21 protein-coding genes are annotated in these 23,825 nt (G+C 43.4%); 11 read left to right on the forward strand and 10 right to left on the reverse strand.

What is annotated here, in order from left to right; genetic code table 11:
• The first annotated feature begins 137 nt into the window (after positions 1-137).
• The 9 genes from K0O23_RS10950 to K0O23_RS10990 all read left to right on the forward strand — a co-directional run bounded on the left by K0O23_RS10950 (position 138) and on the right by K0O23_RS10990 (position 5,132).
• Positions 138-1,070 (forward strand): hypothetical protein, encoded by a 933-nt coding sequence (locus tag K0O23_RS10950; protein ID WP_219877468.1) that lies wholly within the window; start codon positions 138-140, stop codon positions 1,068-1,070.
• Between the two features lie 66 nt (positions 1,071-1,136).
• The gene (locus K0O23_RS10955) at positions 1,137-1,694 is read left to right on the forward strand and encodes a hypothetical protein (RefSeq protein WP_219877469.1); all 558 of its coding nucleotides are present in this window, start codon (positions 1,137-1,139) and stop codon (positions 1,692-1,694) included.
• A gap of 10 nt (positions 1,695-1,704) precedes the next feature.
• Positions 1,705-2,856 carry a serine hydrolase domain-containing protein gene (locus K0O23_RS10960; RefSeq protein WP_219877470.1) on the forward strand — a complete coding sequence of 384 codons (1,152 nt, stop codon included), beginning with the start codon at positions 1,705-1,707 and terminating at the stop codon, positions 2,854-2,856.
• Between the two features lie 154 nt (positions 2,857-3,010).
• The gene (locus tag K0O23_RS10965) at positions 3,011-3,352 is read left to right on the forward strand and encodes a type II toxin-antitoxin system RelE/ParE family toxin (protein ID WP_219877471.1); all 342 of its coding nucleotides are present in this window, start codon (positions 3,011-3,013) and stop codon (positions 3,350-3,352) included.
• Positions 3,336-3,647: a helix-turn-helix domain-containing protein gene (locus tag K0O23_RS10970; RefSeq protein ID WP_046313797.1), complete on the forward strand. Its 312-nt coding sequence runs from the start codon at positions 3,336-3,338 to the stop codon at positions 3,645-3,647. The genes K0O23_RS10965 and K0O23_RS10970 overlap by 17 nt, the downstream gene beginning before the upstream one ends.
• Before the next feature lie 232 nt (positions 3,648-3,879).
• Positions 3,880-4,146, forward strand: a complete 267-nt coding sequence (locus K0O23_RS10975) for a type II toxin-antitoxin system RelE/ParE family toxin (RefSeq protein WP_317195685.1) — start codon at positions 3,880-3,882, stop codon at positions 4,144-4,146.
• Complete coding sequence (locus K0O23_RS10980; RefSeq protein ID WP_219877473.1) at positions 4,130-4,435, forward strand: helix-turn-helix domain-containing protein; 306 nt, start codon at positions 4,130-4,132, stop codon at positions 4,433-4,435. The genes K0O23_RS10975 and K0O23_RS10980 overlap by 17 nt, the downstream gene beginning before the upstream one ends.
• A 144-nt stretch (positions 4,436-4,579) precedes the next feature.
• Positions 4,580-4,882: a nucleotidyltransferase family protein gene (locus K0O23_RS10985; protein ID WP_219877474.1), complete on the forward strand. Its 303-nt coding sequence runs from the start codon at positions 4,580-4,582 to the stop codon at positions 4,880-4,882.
• Positions 4,872-5,132, forward strand: coding sequence for a HepT-like ribonuclease domain-containing protein (locus tag K0O23_RS10990; protein ID WP_219877475.1), 261 nt, complete (start codon positions 4,872-4,874; stop codon positions 5,130-5,132). Before K0O23_RS10985 ends, K0O23_RS10990 begins: the two co-directional genes overlap by 11 nt.
• Positions 5,133-5,401: 269 nt before the next feature.
• Here the strand turns inward: K0O23_RS10990 and K0O23_RS10995 are convergent, their stop codons facing one another.
• The 4 genes from K0O23_RS10995 to K0O23_RS11010 all read right to left on the reverse strand — a co-directional run bounded on the left by K0O23_RS10995 (position 5,402) and on the right by K0O23_RS11010 (position 11,488).
• The gene (locus K0O23_RS10995) at positions 5,402-6,217 is read right to left on the reverse strand and encodes a purine-nucleoside phosphorylase (RefSeq protein WP_219877476.1); all 816 of its coding nucleotides are present in this window, start codon (positions 6,215-6,217) and stop codon (positions 5,402-5,404) included.
• 295 nt (positions 6,218-6,512) lie between these two features.
• Entirely contained in the window at positions 6,513-8,273 is a 1,761-nt protein-coding gene (gene sppA / locus K0O23_RS11000) for a signal peptide peptidase SppA (RefSeq protein ID WP_219877477.1), read from the reverse strand.
• A gap of 564 nt (positions 8,274-8,837) precedes the next feature.
• Positions 8,838-10,106, reverse strand: coding sequence for a replication-associated recombination protein A (locus tag K0O23_RS11005; protein ID WP_219877640.1), 1,269 nt, complete (start codon positions 10,104-10,106; stop codon positions 8,838-8,840).
• 224 nt (positions 10,107-10,330) lie between these two features.
• The gene (locus K0O23_RS11010) at positions 10,331-11,488 is read right to left on the reverse strand and encodes an AI-2E family transporter (protein ID WP_246597051.1); all 1,158 of its coding nucleotides are present in this window, start codon (positions 11,486-11,488) and stop codon (positions 10,331-10,333) included.
• Between the two features lie 69 nt (positions 11,489-11,557).
• On the opposite strand from K0O23_RS11010, the gene K0O23_RS11015 reads away from it, so the two are divergent.
• The gene (locus tag K0O23_RS11015) at positions 11,558-12,460 is read left to right on the forward strand and encodes a DMT family transporter (protein WP_219877478.1); all 903 of its coding nucleotides are present in this window, start codon (positions 11,558-11,560) and stop codon (positions 12,458-12,460) included.
• On the opposite strand, the gene K0O23_RS11020 is transcribed toward K0O23_RS11015, so the two are convergent.
• The 3 genes from K0O23_RS11020 to K0O23_RS11030 form a co-directional block, all read right to left on the reverse strand.
• A complete protein-coding gene (locus K0O23_RS11020) occupies positions 12,457-13,437 on the reverse strand; it encodes a YpdA family putative bacillithiol disulfide reductase (RefSeq protein WP_219877479.1) in 981 nt (326 codons plus the stop codon). The two genes, K0O23_RS11015 and K0O23_RS11020, sit on opposite strands and share 4 nt — an antisense overlap.
• A gap of 154 nt (positions 13,438-13,591) precedes the next feature.
• Complete coding sequence (locus K0O23_RS11025) at positions 13,592-14,809, reverse strand: multidrug effflux MFS transporter (protein WP_219877480.1); 1,218 nt, start codon at positions 14,807-14,809, stop codon at positions 13,592-13,594.
• Positions 14,810-15,016: 207 nt separating this feature from the next.
• Positions 15,017-15,538, reverse strand: a complete 522-nt coding sequence (locus K0O23_RS11030; RefSeq protein WP_219877481.1) for a GNAT family N-acetyltransferase — start codon at positions 15,536-15,538, stop codon at positions 15,017-15,019.
• A gap of 289 nt (positions 15,539-15,827) precedes the next feature.
• Between K0O23_RS11030 and K0O23_RS11035 the strand changes: the two genes are divergently transcribed.
• Positions 15,828-16,100, forward strand: a complete 273-nt coding sequence (locus tag K0O23_RS11035) for a YMGG-like glycine zipper-containing protein (RefSeq protein WP_219877482.1) — start codon at positions 15,828-15,830, stop codon at positions 16,098-16,100.
• A gap of 282 nt (positions 16,101-16,382) precedes the next feature.
• Here the strand turns inward: K0O23_RS11035 and K0O23_RS11040 are convergent, their stop codons facing one another.
• The 3 genes from K0O23_RS11040 to K0O23_RS11050 form a co-directional block, all read right to left on the reverse strand.
• The gene (locus K0O23_RS11040; RefSeq protein ID WP_219877483.1) at positions 16,383-17,762 is read right to left on the reverse strand and encodes a DEAD/DEAH box helicase; all 1,380 of its coding nucleotides are present in this window, start codon (positions 17,760-17,762) and stop codon (positions 16,383-16,385) included.
• Positions 17,763-18,154: 392 nt separating this feature from the next.
• The gene (locus tag K0O23_RS11045) at positions 18,155-19,267 is read right to left on the reverse strand and encodes a fatty acid desaturase family protein (RefSeq protein ID WP_219877484.1); all 1,113 of its coding nucleotides are present in this window, start codon (positions 19,265-19,267) and stop codon (positions 18,155-18,157) included.
• A gap of 687 nt (positions 19,268-19,954) precedes the next feature.
• Positions 19,955-23,416: a M36 family metallopeptidase gene (locus K0O23_RS11050; protein WP_219877485.1), complete on the reverse strand. Its 3,462-nt coding sequence runs from the start codon at positions 23,414-23,416 to the stop codon at positions 19,955-19,957.
• Between the last annotated feature and the right edge of the window lie 409 nt (positions 23,417-23,825).

The raw sequence follows: 23,825 nt of genomic DNA on the forward strand, positions 1-23,825 counted from the left end.
TACTCGCAGTCCTTACTTGGAAAAAGGGAGAACAACCTCGACCAACAATGTCTAGATGCCATTGGAGGTACACGCAGAGCACAGCGACCCTCCAACGAAACACCATCTAGACCAAACGTTGTGGGGTATAAAAATTTATGAAAAGTATAACTCTAATCGTACTTCTTCTGATACTGGTCAACTTCACTTGTCTTGGACAGGTGAATGGTTTTGATTACAGTCCAAATCACTTGAAAGGTTATAAGAAAATTGTCTCTACGAGCACTCTGCGTTCCACACCAACGGATAGTCTAAAACTGAAGACAGTGTACAACATTGATAACTCAGGCAGAATCACCATCATAGAATCTTTTGAGAACGGAGAGAAGGTTCACTTTGGGAGTCACACTTACAACTCAAAGGGGCAGTTAACGGCAATTAAGAATCACAACCAAGTTTATTCATACGATGAAAAGGTAAAAGACCATGTTCCTGCCGTCAGTGAAGATATTTACTTTCTTACTTTGATGGAATACAACAATAATCAGCTCTCAAAAGAGTCTGAGTATACTTACTACAAAGGCACAGGTTCTCTTGATGCTATACATCAGTATGAGTATGATAAGCAGGGAAGAAAGATAAAAGAAACGCACACAGACTTATACGAAGGCATAGCTGTAGCTTTTGCAAGCAATTCTGTCGTTATTGATTCAATATACAACAAGGGAGAAGCTGTCAGAACAATTTCTACCTACAGCTATTCTAAGAATTTAGTAAAATCTACAGATATAGACGAGAATGGTGAGAAAAGCAGATACTCATACATCACACTCAATGCTAAGGGAAAACCTGTTTCCATAAAGTATACAGACATGGACGGAGCTGAAATAGAAAGTATCTATTATGAGTACAATAGTGATGGATATTTAACCCGAAGAAAAAGAAAAGTTGTAGACCCGTCTAAGCTGAAAGGGGATATTTTAGCAGAAGATGATTTTAGAATAGAATACGGGAAAAACAAACTACCTGCAAAAGTTATAACCTACCATAAGGGTCAGATTGTTTCTAAGAATTTATTAGACTATCAATAATTACATCCCACAACAAAACCTATAGTGCATAAACGCACCATAGCAAAGCCGTTGAGCTTAATAGGAATGATAAAAGAGAAAGTGAGAATAGACTCTGGTGAGCATAGTAGTCTTGTAGTAACGCTTAAAAGAGAAGCGAACTACCTGATTCTATTTCTTACAGGGGCTTGGTCGCTTGTTTGGGCTGGCATCACATTGACGATACTTTATGGCTTAGCTACCAATCCTGAAAAAATAGACGGTGAGCTAATTATTTTCACAACTCTCATTCTACTGGCAGGAGTGTTTGTAATCAAATACTTCCTGTGGCACCTAAATGGAAAAGAAAGAATTGATTTAAATGCTCAGGAGCTAACAGTTCAAAAGCTTGGCACAATCCTGACTTCTAAAAGAAAGTATGAATTAAGCCAAATAGACAATTTTAGAGTGGTGACAAAACAAACGTCCCCTTTGATATTCAGAATGTATGGGATTACTGGTGGGCAAATACAGTTCGGGTACTATGGAAACAACAAGGTCTTTGGGCAGACTCTAAGTAAAAAGGAAGCACAGAGCATAGTTGATGTTCTGAATGAAAAACTAATTAGCTCAACAAGAGCTAAAAAGAACCAAGGCTCATTTTAGCCAAGACGTTATGGGCAATAAAAAAACTAAAAAAATGAAGTTGATTATACTTTTAATTCTTGGAATTACAATTTCAAGCTGCAATAAACATTCAAAAAACATTACAAATAGCAAAATTGATAGTGTTAAGATTTCAATAGAAAAAAATGCCGATTCTCTGCTTCTTGATCCTAAAATAAATTCAGTTTCAATTGGTATTTATAAAGATGGAAAAATCTACACAGAGCATTTTGGAGAATTGGATAAGGGAATAGGGAATAAACCAACAAATGCAACAATATATGAAATTGCTTCTGTTAGCAAATCTTTCACAGGGACTTTGGTCGCTCAAGCTATTCTCGATAAGAAAATTAATTTGGACGATGATATTCGAATGTATCTTGAGGGAGCTTTTCCGAATTTAGAATACAATAATAGTCCTATAAAAATAAAGCACCTTATTACTCATACTTCTGGACTTCCAAGGTCCTTACCAACCAGTATAGATGCTCTCTTCGATAATATTGATGAGAAACTTCCATTTAAAATATATGAGATAGAAAACAACTATAGTAAAACTCAATTTTTGGGTGACTTACAAACTGTAAAGATTGCTGCTATACCTGGAACTAGCTTTAACTATTCAAATGCTGATACAGAGGTAATGGCTCACATTTTAGAAAAAGTATATAAAATGACTTATGACCAGTTATTACAAAAATTTATTTGTAAACCAGCTGGAATGAAAAATACTAAAGTGAAATTATCAGCAGAAGAATCAAAAAGATTAGCAAATGGCTATGGGGAAACTAATGAACTAGTCCCTCATTTCGCAAATACTTTATGGGGAGCAGATGGTGGTATAAAATCAACCACTTCTGATTTAGTAAATTATATGAAGTTTCAACTTGATAGCACCAATTTGGCAGCAACAGAATCTCATCATTTAATTTTTTCTGGAAACGGAATAAAAATGGGGTATCTGTGGCCAATAATGAATAACGCTGAAGATGGTATCTACTACAGCATTCACGGTGGCGCATTTGGTACACAAAACTACTTTTTAATTATTCCTAGTTATAATTTAGGTGTATCCATAATTACAAATCAAAGTGGACCTGAAACGCAAGACAAATTATGGAATACGATGAAAAACTTACTAACTGACATAAAGAAATTATAAAAGCCCATAACATTATATAAAAGCCAGCCTCGGCCACCAGCCTCCTCCGCCCTTTATACTAACCGTTACGGGAAATAAAGAATTATAAAAGGGCAATATTTTTTTATAGATTATAGTAACTTTTAAGTTACATTTACTGTTGAAAATACAGCAGATGGAGAAAATCAGAGAAATCATTGCTTACAAAAACTACTTTGAAGATTTCTTGAAAGAGCAGCCCGTTAAGGTGCAGGACAAGATATTCAAGATTTTGGAAGCGATAGAAACACTTGAGCGAGTGCCTCAGAATTACCTGAAGCACTTGACAGGCACAGACGGATTATATGAAGCACGTGTACAACTTGCTTCGAACATTTGGCGGGTGTTCTGTTTTTTCGACGAAGGCAAGCTGGTCATCTTGCTGAACGGCTTTCAGAAGAAAACACAGAAAACACCAAAGAAAGAAATTGACAAGGCACTACAATTAATGGCTGAATATTATGAAGGGAAAAGATAAACAAAGAGAAGTTAGTTCTTGGGCAGACATCAAGAACAGAGTATACGGGGTGAAGGGAACAGAGAGACGTGATAACCTTGACAGAGAGTTTGAATCTTTCAAAATCGGGCTTGAATTGAAAAAGGCCCGTGAAGCTCGACATCTTACCCAACAGGAGTTAGGGGAAATCATTGATAAGAAAAGAACTTACATATCCAGAGTTGAAAATGACGGGAGTAACCTAACGCTCAAAACCTTATTCGATATTGTTGAAAAAGGGTTGGGTGGAAAAGTTAAAATCTCTATTGAGCTTTAAAAGAAGAATTAATACCCCGTAACCCAGTGCAGCCGTAACCCTTTGCTATGCTAAAGGCTTCGGCTGCACAAACCGTTATATGCGATTTCAAAATATGAATTGCTATTTCAACAAAGTTTCACTTTAGGGCAACTTTTTATATCTTTACTTCGTGAATGATAAAGGAAAACATCGGAGAATAATTTTCTATAAAGAGTACTTCCAAGAATTCTTTCTTAAGCAAAGGGATAAGGTGAGAGATAAAATTATCTGGACCCTTGACTTAATTGAAGAACTTGAAAGGATACCTGAAGCCTATCTCAAGCATTTAGAAAATACTCACGGTCTCTATGAGATTCGGGTACAGCAAGGAAATGATATCTTTCGGATTTTCTGTTTTTTTGATGAAGGGAAATTAGTGGTTTTAGCTAATGGCTTTCAAAAGAAAACCCAGAAGACGCCGACAAAGGAAATAGAAAGAGCATTAAAAATCAAAGGAGAGTATGAAAGCGAGAAATAATAACATCATGACACTCGACCAGTTCAAAGATAAGCACTACGGTAAAGTAGGAACCCGAAAGCGTGATGATCTGGAAGAAGGATATGAAAACTTCAAAATTGGCGCCTTAATCCATGAAGCCAGATTAGAAAAAGGTTTAACTCAAGAAGAGTTAGCTGCAAAAGTTGGTACTTCTAAATCCTATATCTCCAAAATTGAAAATAATATCAAGGAAGTGCGTTTATCGACCTTAAAAAAAATCATTGAGCTAGGTTTAGAAGGACATTTAGAACTTTCAATCAAATTATAACCCTTGGGGAAAAGAAGCAAAACAGCATATAACACAGCGCTGCTTAAACCTTCACTCCGTTACTGGCTTCGTCTACACCAGTCCGTTGGGCGAGACAAAAACCAATAACAACAGTATAATAAAATAAGCGTAAATTGTGACACCATGAAAGCTATCAGAGATCATATACAGCAAATTAAGAAGCTGTGCGATGAGCATAGTGTTCGCTCTTTGTTTGCATTTGGCTCTGTAACAACGGATAGATTTAAGCCTGACAGTGATATTGATCTAGTTGTGGACATTGCTTCTGATGATCCCATAGAATACTCTGACCATTACTTTGCATTAAAATTTCAATTAGAACAAATACTCCAAAGGGAGATCGACCTTCTAGAGCAGAAAGCAATCAGGAATCCGTTTCTCAAACAGGAGATTGATCAGACGAAGATACTTGTTTATGGAAAGTGAAATCCGCATTTGGCTGGCTGACATCAAAAAAGCAATTTCTGAAATAAATCAGTTTTTACCCGCCCAGAAGAATTTTCTACTCTTTCAAAAAGACCTAAAGACAATAAGGGCAGTTGAGCGCAATCTGGAAATAATTGGTGAAGCTATCAACAGGATATTGAAAGTTGAGCCTGCCATACAGATAACACATGCTCGCAGAATTGTAGACACTAGAAATAGAATAATTCACGGCTATGATACCGTATCTTAAGATATTATATGGGCTATCGTAATCCGGGAACTACCAAATCTTGAACTCGAAATAGAAGCACTGTTGAAATAAAATTGCCTGGCCCAACACAACCTAAAACATACCAAGGCGTGCTTTAGCCACACCGTTGGCAAGTAAATAAATTTAAGGAGCTAACATTTTTAACGAAGAGTACTTTCCCAAATTTAAGTTTCCTGGCTCAGCAACTTCTGGCAAAGTATAAAAGGGCGAAGATATCTCCCCGCCCTTTTGTACTTTGCCAGAATTACTTACTGTATTCTTACCAATTCTTTGATAAGTGCGGTCATTTTTGGCTCGGCGATGGCTGCAGCTACCAGTATATCCGACAACACTACTTTCTTGATTCTGTCCGGTGTGCACATATCGGTGATTACCGACACGGCAAATACAGGCATACCCATGTGGCGCGCGGCAATTACTTCCGGCACAGTAGACATTCCTACGGCATCTCCTCCGATGATACTGATATACTTATACTCGGCTGGTGTTTCCAACATTGGCCCTGGCACACTTGCATATACGCCTTCTTTCAGGTCAAAGCCTGCATCTTCGGCTATTACCATAGCCTGGCGCACCATTTCCTCGTTATAGGCATCGCTCATATCCGGAAAGCGCGGGCCCAGCTCATCCAGGTTCTTGCCTACTAGCGGGTTGCTTGGCTGCAGGTTAATATGATCTGTGATCACCATCAGGTCGCTGGTGTTAAAGGCTGGATTAAGACCACCCGCAGCATTTGACACAAACAGCTTTTTAACGCCCATCAATTTCATCACACGAACCGGAAACACTACCTGGTCCATGGTGTATCCTTCGTAATAATGAAAACGGCCCTGCATTACCACCACAGCTCTGCCAGCCAGTTTACCAAAGGTAAGTTTACCGGAGTGGCTCTCTACTGTAGAAACCGGAAAGTTCGGGATCTCTGCATAAGAGATGCTGTGCTCCACTTCTACATCATTTATAAGCGCACCCAGGCCGGTGCCAAGTATAATTCCAAATTCCGGTGCGAAATCTCCAATGCGGTGCTGTAAGTAGCTGGTTGTTTCCTGTAATAACTGCATCATATGTTTAATGTTGAATGACTGATTTAGTGAATGAGTGAATTTAATTTTAGTGTTTAGCTGAGCAAAGTAACGTGTTCAAACGCTTAGTTAAAATGACTTTCATTATGCTTATACTTTGCGATTGACTACTAAGCTATACTTGTAAGCAGCTATTCTCCGCACCTGAAAGTATAGGCCGGCAAGTTGCAAAAAAATAGGTTGCCCTAAAAACAAAACCGCCTTCAGGTAAATACCCAAAGGCGGTTTTTATACTTAGGGAGCTATTGAGTTCATTCACTCAATCACTCATTCTTAATTACTGAATATTCAGTTCGTATGGCATGAGGGCCTGTGCACCTTTCATGTTCTCTACTTTCTTGTACAGTTTATAGTATGGGTAAAGCTCGCCCATTTCAGCTTTGATAGACTGTTCTTTAGCCTGAGCACCCATATCGCCCAGCAACTCGCTGAAGAAAGACTTGCGGGCAGGAAGTTCTTTAATTCGGTAATCATCGGCAACACCGGCTTTCTTAGCGGCAATGGCAATAGCTGTTTCCAGTCCGCCGTGCATGTCTACCAGGTTGCGCTGCTTTGCTTCAGTGCCCGACCATACTCTGCCAGAGGCATACTCTTTCAGTTTGTCCTGCGTCATGCCACGGCCCTGTGCAGCTTTGCTGGTGAAGGTTTCGTAGATCTGGTCTATCTGGTTCTGAACGATCTCTTTTTCCTGTGCCGTCATAGGGCGTGTAATCGTAGGCGCCTCTGAGAATTTTCCTGTGCTTACATGGTCCACGGTAATGCCCAGTTTCTCGTTCAGGAAGCCCTGTATGTTCGGGATTACGCCAAACACACCAATACTGCCCGTTATCGTGTTCGGGTGCGCCACAATGGTATCGCAACCCATGGCCATATAGTAACCACCAGAGGCAGCCACATCAGACATAGAGGCAATAACCGGCTTTACTTTTTTAGTAAGCTGGATCTCGCGCCACATAATATCAGAGGCAAGGGCACTACCACCCGGAGAGCTGATGCGCAGCACAACAGCTTTTACGTTGTCATCCATACGGGCATCGCGCAGGGCATCGGCATACTTACGGCCACCAATGTTATCCTCGTCGCCGTCGCCATCCACAATATCGCCTTCGGCATAAATAACCGCAATACGGTTTTTAGAGGTGCTTACGTCTTTATCCTTTACTTTTTTATACTTTGAAAGCGACACCAGCTCCAGCTTATCCTTCTCCTCTTTGCGGGCTTTTTCTTTCATAAAGCTGATGGCCTCATCGTAGTAACCAATGTGTGTAATCAGTTTGTAGCGCTTTGCATCTTCCGGGTCACGCACCAGCAGGTTGTCCTGTACATTCTTCAGTTCTGCTACATCCGTGTTTCTGGCTTTGGCGATATTCTGCAGCTGGTAGTTGTTAATAGAGTTCAGGAAAGAGTTCAGCTGCTCACGGTTGGCATCACTGGCTTTCTCTAAGAAGAACGGCTCTACGGCACTCTTGTAAGTTCCCACTTTAAATATCTGGGCTTCGATGTTCAGTTTATCCAGCATGCGCTTAAAGAAAAACATCTCTGAGCTCATGCCATTAAATTCTATCGTTCCCATTGGGTTCAGGTAGATTCTGTCGGCTACTGAGGATACATAATAAGCCTTCTCTAAAGACAGATCAGAATACGAAACCACAAATTTACCGGACTTCTTAAAGTCAATCAGCTCATTTCGGATCTCCTCCAGCTTGCCCATACCGGCATCCACAAAGGTCATGTTCAGGAAAATACCCTCGATGTTGTCGTCGGTCTTAGCTCTGCGGATAGCTGCTTTTATCTGGTCCAGGCCGTCGGAGCTGGAGAAAGAGCCAAAAGAGAATCCGAGCTCGGCAAACGGGCTTTTCGGGTCGCGCTCCAGAATCTTTTTATCCAGTTTCAGTTCCAGCACAGAGCCTTCCTTTATCTCAACTTCGTCTTTGGAAGCTGCGCTGGCAACAATTCCTATCAGTATAAGCATACTGATGAAAGCGAATACGAGCAGGCCCACAATGGTTGCCAGCACATATTTCAGGAAATTCAACATATAATTTTAGTGTTTGTTATACTTTACAAAATATGAAGCTATACGTAAGCTCACACTACAATAAACAAAATTAACACATATAGTTCAACCCCTTCTTCCCTTCTCGACCAACCTCCGCATTTTATAGACTAATTGATTGCTGGTTGCTGATTGTTGTTCGGGAATTTAGACGAAATATTTCGCGTCTAAATTACTTCACTGGCCTACACTGGCACAAGTCTTTAGCGAAGCGGTGACTTGTGACGTGCAATGGAGGGAAGTCTTCAAACTTCCGTGAGCCATACTTTCAATTTCTGCAAAGTATAAATCTATACTTCGTACTTTCGTAAGTCTGAAGACTTGCCGCCATTGCACGTCACAAGTGACACTTCGTTTAACACTTGCGCTATGGGAATAATGAAACCGGGGTCGAACAACGATTAACCAGCAACCAATAACGAAACCTACCGCTTCGTAGCCAGCAAGAGGCAAAGTATTGCGTCTCTACATTCGAACAACGAATAACCAATAACGATTCTGCGTTACTACATTCCCGAACAACAATCAACAATTAGCAACTAACAATCAATACCTATACTTCTTGCCCCATTGCGCTTGCAGTTGCTTTAGCATATCACGTTCGCGGGCGTTATTGCCGGGTTTGTAGAGAGCAGTGTTGCTTAGCTCCTGTGGCATAAACTCCTGCTGCACAAAATTACCTTCGTAGTCGTGGGCATACTTATAATCGTTGCCATAGCCTATTTCCTTCATCAGCTTTGTTGGCGCATTGCGTATGTGCAACGGCACTGGCAGGTTTCCGGTTTGCTGCACCAGTTGGCGTGCTGTTTTGATAGCTTTATAGCTGGCATTACTTTTTGGAGATGTGGCCAGGTACACTGTACACTGCGAAAGTATGATCTCGGCTTCCGGGTACCCAATCATCTGCACCGCCTGAAAACACGATGTAGCCATCAGCAGGGCGTTGGAGTTTGCTAGGCCGATATCTTCAGAGGCGGCAATAAGCAGGCGGCGCGCGATAAACTTCGGGTCTTCGCCGCCCTCGATCATACGTGCAAGCCAGTACACTGCGGCATTTGGATCAGAACCACGGATAGATTTAATATAAGCTGATACCAGATCATAGTGCATCTCGCCGGACTTATCATACATCACAATATTCTGCTGCGCTACCTGTTTCACCAGTTCGTTTGTAACTACTACCTCGTCGGCTTTTACACCTTCTGCCACTATCTCGAGCAGGTTCAGCAGTTTACGGGCATCCCCTCCCGAAATGGTCAGCAGTGCCTCATACTCTTCTATGCGTACATTTCGGTGTCGCATCCACTCGTCCTGTTCCAGGGCTTTGTCCACCAGTTCTATCAGTTCGTCTTTGGTAAGGTGCTTAAGTATGTACACCTGACACCTGGACAGCAACGCCGATATTACCTCGAAGGAAGGATTCTCGGTAGTGGCGCCTACCAGTGTAACTGTGCCTTTCTCTACGGCACCAAGCAAGGCATCCTGCTGCGATTTATTAAAGCGGTGAATCTCGTCGATGAACAGCACCGTTCCCTGGCGTTTTTTGGCCTGGTCTATTACTTCGCGTATGTCTTTTACACCTGAATTAATAGCACTTAAGGCCACAAAGGGCACTTTCATTTGGTTGGCAATGATGTTAGCCAACGTGGTTTTGCCTACTCCCGGAGGTCCCCACAAGATCATACTAGGAATAACACCACTTTCTATGTAGCGGCGCAGAATTCCTGTCGGGCCTACCAGGTGCTTTTGTCCGTAATATTGGTCTAAATTGTGCGGCCGCATGCGTTCGGCCAAAGGTATGTTCGGGTGGTTCATCTGCTCTATACTTTCTCCGGAAACGGTTCTTAACAAAGATACTAAAATGAGAGGAAAAGCCTGCTTCGGTCATCAGCAGGTAAAAATAAGTTCTGACAAAGGACCATTTGAAAAAGGACAAAGAGAATTAGGAAGAAATGTTCTGAAAAATCTTTTGTTACAAAGTCCATTGTCAATATTCCATTTGTGTGTCTGCTGCTATACTTCCTCAAAGCCTCCACCCATTACTCATCTTCATGTGGCGGCTCAATCTTGTTTTCTCGCTTCAACTCTTTATGTACTGCTTCGCTTTTATCTCGCAGGGCCGGGTCTTTCATAGGGCTTCTATCAGGGCGTTCGTCGCCAAATAAAACACCCCACTGCCTGAACGTGTGGCTGCGGTCGAAAATGATCTTGAGTACAGCGATGATAGGGAGTGAAAGGAACATACCGGCAATACCGGCAATCTCGCCACCTATGAGTACGCCCACAATCGTAGCCATGGCATTTATCTTCACTTTGGAGCCTACGATGCGCGGCATCAGGATATTATTATCCAGAAACTGAACTACAGCAATGGTGCCGAGCACTGCAAAAATCGGCCATAGTTCCGAGGATGAGGCCAGCGTCAGCAACACACCAATAATATTTCCCAGTAAGGCTCCCACGTAGGGTATCAAATTCAGGAAAGCAAAGATCAACCCGATAAGTATGGCGTGTTTAATACCTATGATCAGTAAAATCCCCCCGAGTAAAACCGTCATGTAACTTACCTGGATAAGTAATCCAAACAAGTAGCTTTTGATGATTACCTGCATCTCCCGTAATACATCCCCTACTCTTGCATGCATCTCTTCCGGGAACCATAAAAAGACGAAACGCAGCAACAGGTTTCTGTAGAACAGCATCAGGAAAATGTAAATAGGCAGCAAGGCCACAAATACAAATACAGAAGTTACCGACAGTGCCGCGCCGCTTAAAAAGTTACCTGCATAATTCAGAAGCCCACTGCTTCGTGTCCGGATTAGCTCCATCTGCTCTGCTGTAGAAAAAGGAGAATGACGCTCTACCCATGCACTGAGGGCGCTCAGGTGACGCATCACGTTTTTCTGAATAACCGGAAAGTCCTGAACCAGCATGCTGATTTGGTAAGAGAAAAACCATATGATCAATCCACCGATTATCAGTAGCACTAGTAAGCTTATTGAAATGGCCAGCATCTCCGGAAATTTATACTTCCGGAAGAAACGGTAGAGCGGCAGCAACATAATACTAATGAAAAAAGCCATAAGTATAGGCGCTAACACCCCATTGCCCAACACAATTATCCAGCCCAGAAAGAAAAGGCCCATTACCTCTATTGCCCTTCTTACCGTAATCGGCATCTTTTGTAAAAAATCCATATACTGCTGTCTGTTTTTTTGTTCTCATCCTTATACGGAGCTAAGCAAATAAGCACGTACCTTTGCACCATGAACAGACAGGTACAGGTGCATGGGGCCTTGTTTCTGGTAGCATTGATCTACGGCAGTAACTATAGCATAGCCAAAGAAGTAATGCCTGCCTACGTAGGGCCTTTTGGGTTGATTGTGATTCGGGTAGTGTCGGCGGCGCTCTTTTTCGGGGTTTTCTCGAGAATGGTGACGAAGGAGAAGATTGTGGGTAAGGCTGATAACCTGCGCGTTATACTTTGCGGCATAACAGGCGTGGCCGTAAACCAACTCTGCTTTTTTGCCGGACTAAACCTTACGGCTCCTATTAACGCGGCTTTACTAATGGTGATTGTACCAGTAGTGGTGCTCCTGTTCTCGGCTATACTTTTAAAAGAGCGTGTGGGCAAACGTAAAGTAGCAGGTATTTTTATAGCTTGTTCCGGGGCTCTGCTGCTAATTTACAATTCACGCAGCGAAGCTACAACAGGTAACATCTGGGGTGACTTGCTGATCATCATGAATGCAACCTCGTTTGGTTTATACTTAGTGCTGGTAAAACCGCTGATGCAGAAGTATAAAGCCATCACCATTGTGAGCCGCATTTTTACAGTTGGGGCTGTGCTGGTGGTGCCTTTTGGCTTTAATCAACTGCTTACTCCCGACTACGGCAGTTTTCCGGTATCTATCTGGCTGGCTATAATTTTTATGATTTTTGCGGTTACTATCATTGCTTACCTGTTAAATACCTGGGCGCTGCGCTATGCCAATCCCTCACTGGTGGGTGCTTATATTTACCTGCAGCCTGTTATGGCCATACTTATAGCAGTAGGGATAGGCAAAGATGTTTTCACATTGGAGAAGGCGCTGTACGCGTTACTCATATTTGCAGGAGTATACCTTGTAAGCCGAACAAAACAGCCGCTGCCTGCAAAGCAGGCTTAGGCATTAACCTTTTGTTGCTCCAGAATATGCGCTATAGTTTTTACAGCGTGTATCCGAGAGTTTTCAATAAACCACACCCTTGTATCCATGCCACCGCATACTACTCCGGCCAGGTACATGCGCGGCATATTAGTTTCCATGGTTTCGGGGTTATGCGTTGGGTGGCGTTTCTCGTCGTGGGAAAGCTCGACACCGATCTTCTCCAGGAAAGCAAAGTTTGGTTGGTACCCCGTCATGGCCATTACATAGTCGTTCTCAATAGTTACCTTGCCTTGGGGTGTAAGCAAGTCTACCTCCGGTTCGCGTATTTCGGTTAAAGTTGAGTTGAAGTATGCTTTGATAGAGCCCTCATCAATGCGGTTTTGCAAGTCCGGTTTTACCCAGTATTTTATACTTTGCAGCTCTGATTCACGCACCACCATGGTTACCTCCGCTCCTCTGCGCCAGGTTTCCAGGGCCACATCGGCAGCGGAGTTATTGGCTCCCACCACCAGTACCTTTTGCTTGTAGAAAAAGTGCGGGTCATAATAGTAATGTTTTACTTTTGGCAGGTCTTCGCCGGGGATGTTCAGCAGGTTGGGGATATCGTAAAAGCCGGTGGCTATAATAATGTGCCGTGCTTTATACTTCCCTTTGCTGGTACTTACATTATATTCTTCGTTCACATCTGGTTTTATACTTTGCACCTCCTCAAACAACCGGATTTCCAGCTCACTTACATCAGCCACACGCCGGTAATACTCCAGCGCCTCCATGCGGTTGGGCTTTGGATGTATAGATGGAAAAGGATAGCCACCAATCTCAAGCCTGTCGGCTGTAGAGAAGAAAGTCATGTGGAGCGGATAGTTAAACAGTGAGTTTACAAGGCAGCCTTTCTCCACAATTATATAGCTAAGCCCTGCCTTCTTCGCTTCTATGCCACAGGCTAAGCCAATTGGTCCGCCTCCTACTATCAGTATGTCTAAAGTTTGGTTCACGTATGGTCTATCAATGTATGTTTTATACTTTGAGTTGCTTGTGTTTTATCAACAGCTCCAGAAGCAACGCGTACTGTGAAGAACATTAGAATTCCCTACGTGCTTTCCTGCTATTTAAACCAAATCTTCTTACAAAGTATAAATAACTGGCTCTTTAAACCTGGTCCCGCGGAGTTATTGCTAATGTTCTCCTGGAGTAGCTTCGGAAGCCCAAAAGCAGGCTAACGCTTATTATCGTTGCGCCTGCCATAACACCCATCATCGGGATTGCGGTGCCATTATGCAACGCGCTGATAATAACAGAGGCAATCGCACCTATAGCCATTTGCGCACTCCCCATCAGTGCAGAGGCACTACCTGCATTACGGGCAAAAGGTGCCAGTGCCAGCGCCGAGGCATTCGGAGACAACACCCCCAGACAGAAAAGGTAACAAAAGATAAGTATAAGGGAGCCTTCCGGATTCAGATACCCAAAGTAATTGCCCAGCAGCAACAGCGTACCAGCCATAAACTGGATCACGCCGGTACCAAGCGTTATCTGTGCCGAAGTTCTTTTACGGAGCATCAGGTTATTGAACTGGCTGCCGGCAATAAAACCAAAAGCGTTCATACCAAACACCCACCCGTAATGAGTTTCCGAGAGGCCGAATATTTCCATAAACACAAAAGGAGAACCTGTAATATAGGCAAACAAACCGGCTTGTGCTGTGCTGGCTGCAAAGGCATATGTTAAAAACACGGGGTTTTTCAGTACGCTAAAAAAGTCAGCGAGCACGTACTTTGGTTTAAGTGATAAGGTTGGGTCCGGGCCTTTGCTTTCGGGCAGCAGGAAAATGATCAAAAGCATTACTGCCAAACCGATGGCTGACAATACCGCAAAAATATAGCGCCAGCCTAAGTGTGCTGTTACAAGGCCACCAATTGTTGGCGCAATAATTGGCGCTACGCCCATCACCAGCATCAGCATCGAAAATACCTTCGGGATATCTTTTACAGGGAACACATCACGCACAACAGCTCTGCTGGCTACCATACCCACACAGCCGCCTAACGCCAGCAACAAACGCAATGCAATAAGCCACTCCACAGTAGGTGCAAAGGCACAACCAATAGCGGCAACAATAAACAAGGTAAGCCCCACTAACAAAGGTTTCTTACGTCCAAACCTATCTACCAGTGGCCCATAGATAAGCTGCCCCACCGAAATACCTATAAAGTAGCTTGTAAGCGAAAGGGCAACATGCGAGATGTCGGTATTCAGGTCTTTAGCTATGGCCGGGAAACCAGGCAAGTACATGTCTATCGCAAAAGGCCCCAGCGCAGCAAGTGCGCCAAGTATAAGTATGATTACGTTCTGCTGTTTTTTATCCATTATTCTTTAACCACACAAGTAGCCATACAAAACAAAAAAGCAGACCGGTCAGAAATTCTGGTCTGCGACTTTAACTTCTATGCCTCCTGCTACTCCCAATTTTACTGCCTTAACTATTTTTAGTTCTTTCAGGCTAGGGAAACCAGACACAAAGATAACAATGTACCAACATCAATATGTATTTAATTGTTTCTTTTCAGCTGTTATTTACAGCTCCAGCCTCATTACGTACATGCCGCGGTATTCTTCCTTCATTACCTCGAAATCCAGGGTATAGGTACCGCATTTCTCAAACCCATTCTGCTCGTAGAAGTCTACTGATTTGCTGCTATCCATGGCTTTTAACCAGATAACTTTTTTGTTCAGGCTTTGGGCATACGCCTTTGTAAAGTTTACTACTGCTCTGCCTATACCCTGTCCGGAGGCGCTTTTAAGCAGGTAAATCCGTTCCAGCTCTAACGCCTCCTCTGCGGTATAATTTTCAAATTCTGCGTTGATATTCAGTTTCAGGAAACCCACCAATTGCTCCTGCGCATGTATCAGGAAGAAAGCTGCATTTGGATCTTTGAGTTCTTTTTTAAGGGCTGCATCGCTAAAACACCTGTCAATGTACCACATGCCGCCGTCGTGCCACAAGTATAAATAATGGTCGCCGTAGGAGTTAATGGCGATATCCTGTAAAGTATAAAGGTCTGCTATGGTGCAGGGTGTAATTTCTATGCCTGACATGTAATGTAAGTATACTTCGAAAAACTGAATTGTCCCCCTTAGATCAGACGCGGAGCGTTGCTCGAATGCAGGAAAATTTGAGGATGCAAGTTAGGCAATTACTTTAACTGATGCTGCCTCCTGGCATTGTAACATTTTAGCAGCCTTTACTATAGCCAATTGCACTGTAAAAAAGCCCAATCTTCCTGTATGGTTGTAATTCAGATATTCTATTATCCAAAAAATAATCATTAACACGCTTAACAACAGCAACTTACAAACGTACTACATGTAGTACATATTTAAAACCATGAAAAACTTAAGAGCATCTATATTTGTGTTATTAACTGTATTTCTACTAGGTAGTTGTACAGGAGAAGGCTGGAGCCGAAAAGCAAAAGGCGCTGCCATAGGCGGCGCTGCTGGTACTGCTGCCGGTGCAGCTGTTGGTGGTACTGAGGGCGCTGTGGTTGGTGCCGCTGCCGGTACGGTAGCAGGTGGTGCCATCGGCCGTAAAAAAGACAAAAAGAAAGACAAAAAGCGCCACGACAGGTACAGAGATAAAAAACAAGATTACAGGTAGCTTTAGCTATCATCAGAAATGTAGAGACGCAATATTCTGCGTCTCTTATCTTTTAAAGCAGTTGCTCAAAAGACCTCACAGCGTTTTAAAAACCTGTGAGTATCTGTACCAATGGCCTTTGCTTCGTAGCTAACAAGACGCTCACAGGTCTGAAAGACGCTGTGAGGTCAATGCTTGTTCAATCCTGTTCATCATTTCAAATCCTACTAATCCTGATTCAGACAAACAAAAAACCCTGCTGATTAATACCAGCAGGGTTTTATACTTTATACTTTAAGCAAACTATGCGTTGGCTTTTGGCTTATTGTTGCTCCAGCGACGGTTTCCGTCACCATTTTGGCTTCTGCTACTGCTGTTGTTACCACCTCCGTTGCGTGGTCCGCCGGCTGGTCTGTTAGCGTTTGCGCTGCCAGAGTTACCTCCAGCATTACCGCCGCCAGATGGCTTATTGCCCCAGCGGCTTCTGCCACCGTTGCCGCCACTGCGTTTTTTCTCTTTAACAGTACTAGCTGCTTCGGCAAAGTCTTTGGCCGTCATCGGGTAAGGGTGGTTATCCACCACAGGCACCGATTTTGAGATCAGCTTTTGTATGCTTACCAGGTAAGTAGTTTCCTCTGCATCGCAGAAAGAAAGCGCAGTACCGTTGGCTCCGGCACGGCCTGTACGGCCAATGCGGTGCACATACGTTTCAGGCTCGTTTGGCAGTTCGTAGTTTATTACATGGCTCAGGTCGTCCACGTCAATACCGCGGGCGGCAATATCAGTAGCTACCAACACACGTGTCTGGCTCTTTTTAAAGTTATCCAAAGCACGTACTCTTGCATTCTGCGACTTGTTGCCGTGTATAGCTTCTGCCTGCACGCCAGCTTTGGTCATGTCACGGGCTACTCTGTCAGCACCGTGCTTGGTGCGGGTAAATACAAGTGCGCGATCAATTTCACCATCCTTTAGCAGGTGTATCAGCAGGTTCTTCTTGTCTGATTTCTTAACGTAGTATACTTTCTGCTGAATGGTGTTGGCCGTAGACGAAACAGGCGTTACCTCTACTTTAGCAGGATCTACCAGAATGGTATCGGCAAGCTTCATAATCTCAGGGGCCATAGTAGCCGAGAAGAACAATGACTGTCTTTTCTCAGGTATTACCTTCAGCACCTTTTTCACGTCGTGCACAAAACCCATGTCCAGCATACGGTCCGCCTCATCGAGTACGAACATTTGCAGGTGACTCAGGTTGATATACTTCTGCGCCATCAAGTCAAGTAAACGGCCCGGTGTTGCCACCAGTATGTCTATTCCGGCTCTAAGCGCATCAGTTTGTGGACGCTGCGGCACACCACCAAAAATAACGGTATGTTTCAGGCCTGTGTTCTTACCATAGGCTTTCATGCTGTCCCCGATCTGTATAGCCAGTTCGCGGGTAGGCGTAAGTACAAGCGCCTTAATTTTCTTTGGTCCGTTCTGAGGCTGCGCGTGCAACAACTGCAAAATTGGAATAGAAAAAGCGGCTGTTTTACCAGTACCTGTCTGTGCACATCCTAAGATGTCGCGCTGCTGCAGTATGTAAGGGATTGCTTGTGCCTGGATGGGAGTTGGTTTGGTGTATCCTTCTGTTTTAAGAGCGTTTAGGATCGGCTCTATCAGGTTTAAATTCTCGAATGTCATTAATTGATTTTTCAGTATGAAAGGCTGGCCGTACAGTAAATTTATCGCCGGCGCAGCGTAAGCTCTGATGAACAAGCGCTTTCAACTGAAAGTACAACACCATGCGTGTTCTTGCTCATCCTTTCCACCCTTAACCTATAAAAGAGAACAAAGGTTCTTTTAAAGATTAAAGTATAGATAATACTAGTACAAAGGTAGCCGTAAGTATGGTTACTTCCTATATTTAGTTTTCAGGATGGATTGAGTAGATGCAGACGGTGCAGATTAAGTCTTGATTAGGTATTTGATTTGCAGGATTTGGACAGGTCGCGACCTGTTCGAATCCTGCAAAATCAAATGGGTAGCATCCTTTAACAGAATCCTACCCATCATTAAATCTTAAAATCTTAGTCTTAGCCGATGGCCTCGTTCAGGCTTGGCAGCTTACCAAAGCGGCGCAGCGTATTGATGTGCGAGCGCAGGGCCTGCCAGAACGTTTTATTTTCCATGTAAGGTATACCAAACTCCTCTGCAGTCTCCTTCACGATATGCGAAATGGCCGGGTAATGCACGTGGCAAACACGTGGGAACAGGTGATGCTCGATCTGGTAATTCAGGCCGCCTACATACCAGTTTATAAACCTGTTATCGCGCGAAAAATTAACAGTGGTATGCATCTGGTGTATAGCCCAATCATTCTCTATTGTACCGTTCTCATCCGGTCGTGGGTGGGTAGTGCCTTCTACGGTATGCGCCAGCTGGAATACTACCGTAAGTACAATACCCGCTACAAAGTGCATGAGTAAAAAGCCTAGCAGTACATGTAAAAATGGTATGCCAAACACTACTACCGGCAGCACCAGCATCACAAGGAAGTATAAAACTTTCATGACAATGATCTTCAGCAGCATCTTCTTATTCTCTTTGTCAGAGTTAGAATTAACACCATTTTTAATGAATAGGAAGTACTGCACAAAGTCTTTGGCGATAACCCAGTAAAGCGTAAGCAAACCGTAGAAAAAGAAGGCGTACAGCCACTGCAGTTTGTGGTAAAACTTCACGTTGGTGTGCGGCGAAAATCTTAGTACCAGCCTGTCTTGAATATCCTCGTCCATATCTACTACGTTGGTGTAAGTATGGTGCAGGATGTTGTGCTGTAATTTCCAGTTAAAAGCCGAGCCTCCTACCAGGTTCAAAGTATGGCCCATCAAAAAGTTTACACGCTTGTTACTGGAATATGCGCCATGGTTGGCATCATGCATCACACTCATGCCTATGCCAGCCACACCTAAGCCCATTATAAACCAAAGTATAAGGCTAAGCGGGAAAGACGGTTGAAACGCCAACAGGTAAATAAACGGAACAACGTAACAGGCTAATAGCACCACACTTTTGACGATCATCTCAGAATTAGCGTTTTTCGAGATGTTGTTTTCCGTGAAGTATGTGTCAACCCTTTTGCGCAGTGTGGCGAAAAAGAGATTTCTGTCTTTTGAAACGAATTTGATTTTACTTTGGGGCTTCATATTAAAGGAGGTTGTGATCAGATTATGTAGAATGCTGCCTTAACTGATTACAAAACCTTTAAATTTTGAAAAAGAACGTCGGCGAGTCATTCATACAAGCTAACAATATACGTATAAGTTCCGACAAATGCAGTATTAAGGTTTCAGAAGCAGGTTTAAAAGGGGGTATACTTATACATAAACTGCCAGCAGTCCTCACCATTCTGATTACTTTGCAGTACCGATACACAATTGCCAACAGATATTACTTACTTATATTTAATAAGACCTGAATGTGCTCATGCGGCCTTTAAAAATCAGTTTATGTGCACCTCTGCTATCAGGCACAGGTACATTGTTAAAAATTAAATCGTTTTCCCCGTCGTTGTTCATGTTTACTTGTAATGGAGAGGTATATTCGATAGAGGCATTGATTTCTTTGTGTACAACAGCAACATGTTCAATTTCTTTGTATCTGTCGCATGCAGAAAATACCAGTATAACATGCGCAAACAAAACATTCTTTTATAGTTATTAAGTTAAATGGTTATCCTGTCTTATTCAAGGGTCAGTCAATAATTTGTTACAGCTAAAGTATAAATTCAACCTTAAGCTAAAGGGCAGCTATTATCTACATTTTTTACTTGTTATAAACAGAAATAGCCCGACAAATGCCGGGCTATTTCTGTTAGATTTAAACTAACCCACTTACTTATTCACGATGATCTTATGTGTTGAAGTGGAAGTACCTGTCTTCGCTTTGATAATGTACATACCGCTGCTGAAGCCGTTCAGATTTACATTAATGTGGCCACGCTGTGCCTTTGCATTTACCTGCTCAGTATATACTTTCTGCCCCTGCACATTGTAAATCGTTACCAGTACCGGCTCTGCTTCTTCCAGGTCGTAGGCGATGGTAACAGTAGACTGTGCCGGGTTAGGATACACTGTAAACTTCCTACCATCTTCGGCCTGCAAGGCAGAGGTAGTAGTAACTGCAAACTCCTTGGAAGTAGATGCGCTAACCTCGTAAGAGAAACGCTCATTGCCATAGATATCTACCTGACGTAATCTGTAGAAATAAGTAGTACCTGCCACTACCGCATTATCATTGTACTTGTACTTAATGTTTGAGCGGCTTTCGGCTTTACTGTCTATCCAGGCAATTTTAGCGAAAGATGTATTCGCCTCTCTGCGTTGTAGCTCAAATCCGGCATTATTACTTTCTGCACTTGTGATCCACTCCAGGGCAATATGCTTTGTTTTGCCTGTTGCTTCAAACTTAGCAAGCTTGATTGGTTCAGGTAGGTTACCCTCAAATACAATCGTACCTAACTTACCCAGGTCCGCAGATGCTGAATAGCCTTCGCCTGTTGTAACATGTGCTTCGTTCTTAATGCTTACCACATCAAGTGTAGCCACATCGTCAAGCCACCAGCCGATACCTCCTACTTCAACATCAGTACCCATTCTCCAACGAATAGTAACTGTTTGGCCGCTATACTGCGATAGATCAATAATAGTATTGATGAAATCACCGCTTTGTCCGGAGAAAGCCCTTCTGCCAGGAAGCGGACCAGCAGGCACAGCTCCCAGAATAGGGCCGGCAATACCGCTGTTGTAGCCGTTCTTCACCATCAAAGGTCCCAGGTCTGTGTAATTCACGCCCCCATCCAGCGAAAGCTCTACCACACCACCATCGTAATTTACCTCAGTATCATACTCATGCCAGAAGCTCAGGTGATTGTTTGTTGTTGCATTCAGCGCGAATGATTTTATGAGATACTGATCAGTTAATACGCCTTCGTCTCTTACAAACCAGGCCTTTACTCCGCTGAATGTGTTGGTTGTATCAATACCCCAGACGTTTGTTCCGGCTCCTGCACGCTTCCATGCAATCAAGTTCGTAGAATCATTCTCTATATCGTCCAGCACCAGTGTTTTCGTTACAACCGGGCTGTTCACTTTTACCTTAAGTGTTCTCACCGCCTGCTCTCCCACACCTAAATTCACAGCCGGGAACGTTACTACGCCTCCTGCAAGTGTACCACCATCACTAGCAGATACAAAAGTTGTATTCTCTGGAAGCGAATTGGTGATAACTACGTTTGTAATAGGGGCTACGCTACGGTTAATGGCTGTAAGGGTATAGGTTAAGGTACCACCGTTGCCAATAGACGCGTTGTCTACAGATACCAGCATGCCTACAGTTGGCATATCATAGGCTTCTACTCCGTCTGTTTTGCTTGAACTGGAACCCTGATCAGCACTAAAGCCTAGTCCTCTTTTAGCAAAGGCTCTGTAGATAAGTTCATAGTTTGCACCACCATATAACACGGAGTCAGCCTTCAGGATAGCATCTCTGCCATCAATAAAGCCCGGGCTGCATGGCTGCAGCTTAAGTGCAAGCGTTACAAGCTCCAGCGCTTTGTTATTACCTCCTTTGCCATTGTAGATATCAGCATCAAATCCGTACTTATCTACTAAAGCCCATGTTACTTCCCAAAGCATGGTAGACCACACAAAGCCTACACCATGAGGAGCCGCCAGACCTTTAATGTCTTTGTAAGTGTAGTTATTTACGCCAAAGTCGGTGCTGTATGGTGCTGGTCTGATACCTTTCCCATCAGTAGGCTGATACAGCACATACGTGCCAATACCTCTGCGCTGCGCACCAAAATCACCAGGCTTCATCGTCATCATCAGGCCAAACCAATCGCTCCAGCCTTCTCCCATCTGCTCCTGATTGCTAAGGCAGCTTGTTGAGGATGGCCCACCAGTTAACCTGTTGGAGATGCCGTGGCCATATTCGTGCACAATTACACCGTTATCGAAATCGCCGTCTCTTCTGGGATTACCTGTCCAAAGGAACATCTGCATTCTTGGATTTCGGCCATCTGGTGGTGTAGCAAAGTTAGCATTATTGGCACCGCTGCCGTCCTGTGCTTCCGCAAATACCTGATCGGCACCTAAACCGCCTTTGCCGTAATTGTTCTGCTGAAAATTGCCACTTACCTCGTCAAAACCATACTGGTAGAAAGTTTCGTGAATCAGGTTGCTCCAGTAAAACAGGTTTGTGATAGCCGCATCTCTGTAAAGGAGCGGATCGCCATTCAGGTCGGCAGGAAAATCGAACGTGTGGTTTGTGCCTCTGGCATCGTCCAGACCGCCATCCGCAGGTGTAAGCGTAGGCGCAGCACTATTCAGGTTATTGCCATCCCAGTAAGCATGCACGTTGTTTCCTCTTGCAATGTTAAAGTCATGTCCTTCAATGCCATTTACATCGTGCCAGCCAAATGGTGAGGCTGCTTTGTTTATTACTGTAGCTGCATCTACTAATGTTCTGCCACCATGGCTCGGACTTTCATGAGGCATATTAAACACCCTGTACTTCGGGCTAACTGTAGTAAGAGACGCAGAAATAGTGGATGTAGCAGTTGTCTCAGCAGACGAAGGGTTGACTGTTGCAACTGATTCCTGAGAAACGTGAGCCGCATGGTCGTGGTCAGGAGAATCGAACTGGCACTGCGCTACCCAGTCATTTTTGCTCAGGATAGCACCACTCGCAGCATCTACACGCATGTTCCACCAATGTTGCGCATCCAGCTGGTAAATCGCCACATCCCAAGCCAGGCGCACATCCCCATTCTCTAATGGTTGGTACACCAATCTGGCAGGAATAGTCTCAAGCGAGATACCTCCTTTACTGAGTACCACTTCCTGCGATGGGCCTGTACTTACCGTTTTAATTACTGAAAGCGGCTGTGTAACTGTTAGACTCAGAGAACTTGCCGCCGCCTGTACTGCCTGAACAGCTGTAAGAGAAGCGGTGGAGCTTTTGATAGCAGCACCTAAGTTAGAAACTGCCCTGCTTCCCATACTGATCACTTTGCCATCGCGCCCTACGTTCACGTTAATGATGCCGTTGAACACCTCTATACCTTTGTAACCCTGCGCAAAATAAACATGGGTGATACCGCTTTTGGAGGAAAGGTATTTGTCTCTTACAATTAGATTGGAAATGTCAGCTTCAGTAAGCTTGTACGAGTCCCGATGAGTACTTATATATTGCCTTGCCGACTCTTCCGCAGATTGGGCAAAGGCAATGGACGGAATGAAGAGTACTAACAATAGTAATTGCCGTACCCAGGGGGTAAAAGTTTTACGCATGAAATAGTATGTTTAAGGTGAGATAAATATTTGCACAATGCTAAACTTACGCAGGAAAGGGTAATAAAGATGTTGCATCAACCCAATCTCAGGTGATGCAAGAAATTAAACTACTCACACTATACAAAGCAATATCTATCCAAAAACGCAACTATAACAATAACGCCAATAAACATAATATTAATTATCTTGATTACACATTTATAGCAACTACAACCACTATAAACAAATTTTACCCTCTACACATTTGCAAGTTTATACTCTAAGGTTTCATAACTATTAGCAATTACAGCCTCTCCTAACAAAATAGATCACTTGCGCACAACCGATGTTATATTACTTAGAAACAAAAGAGAAAGGACATCGAATAACCATTAACGGGCAAAAAAAAGCGGCGAAAAGTTTCCTT

The organism is Pontibacter aydingkolensis, from assembly GCF_019443125.1.
GTDB classification, from domain to species: Bacteria; Bacteroidota; Bacteroidia; order Cytophagales; family Hymenobacteraceae; genus Pontibacter; species Pontibacter aydingkolensis.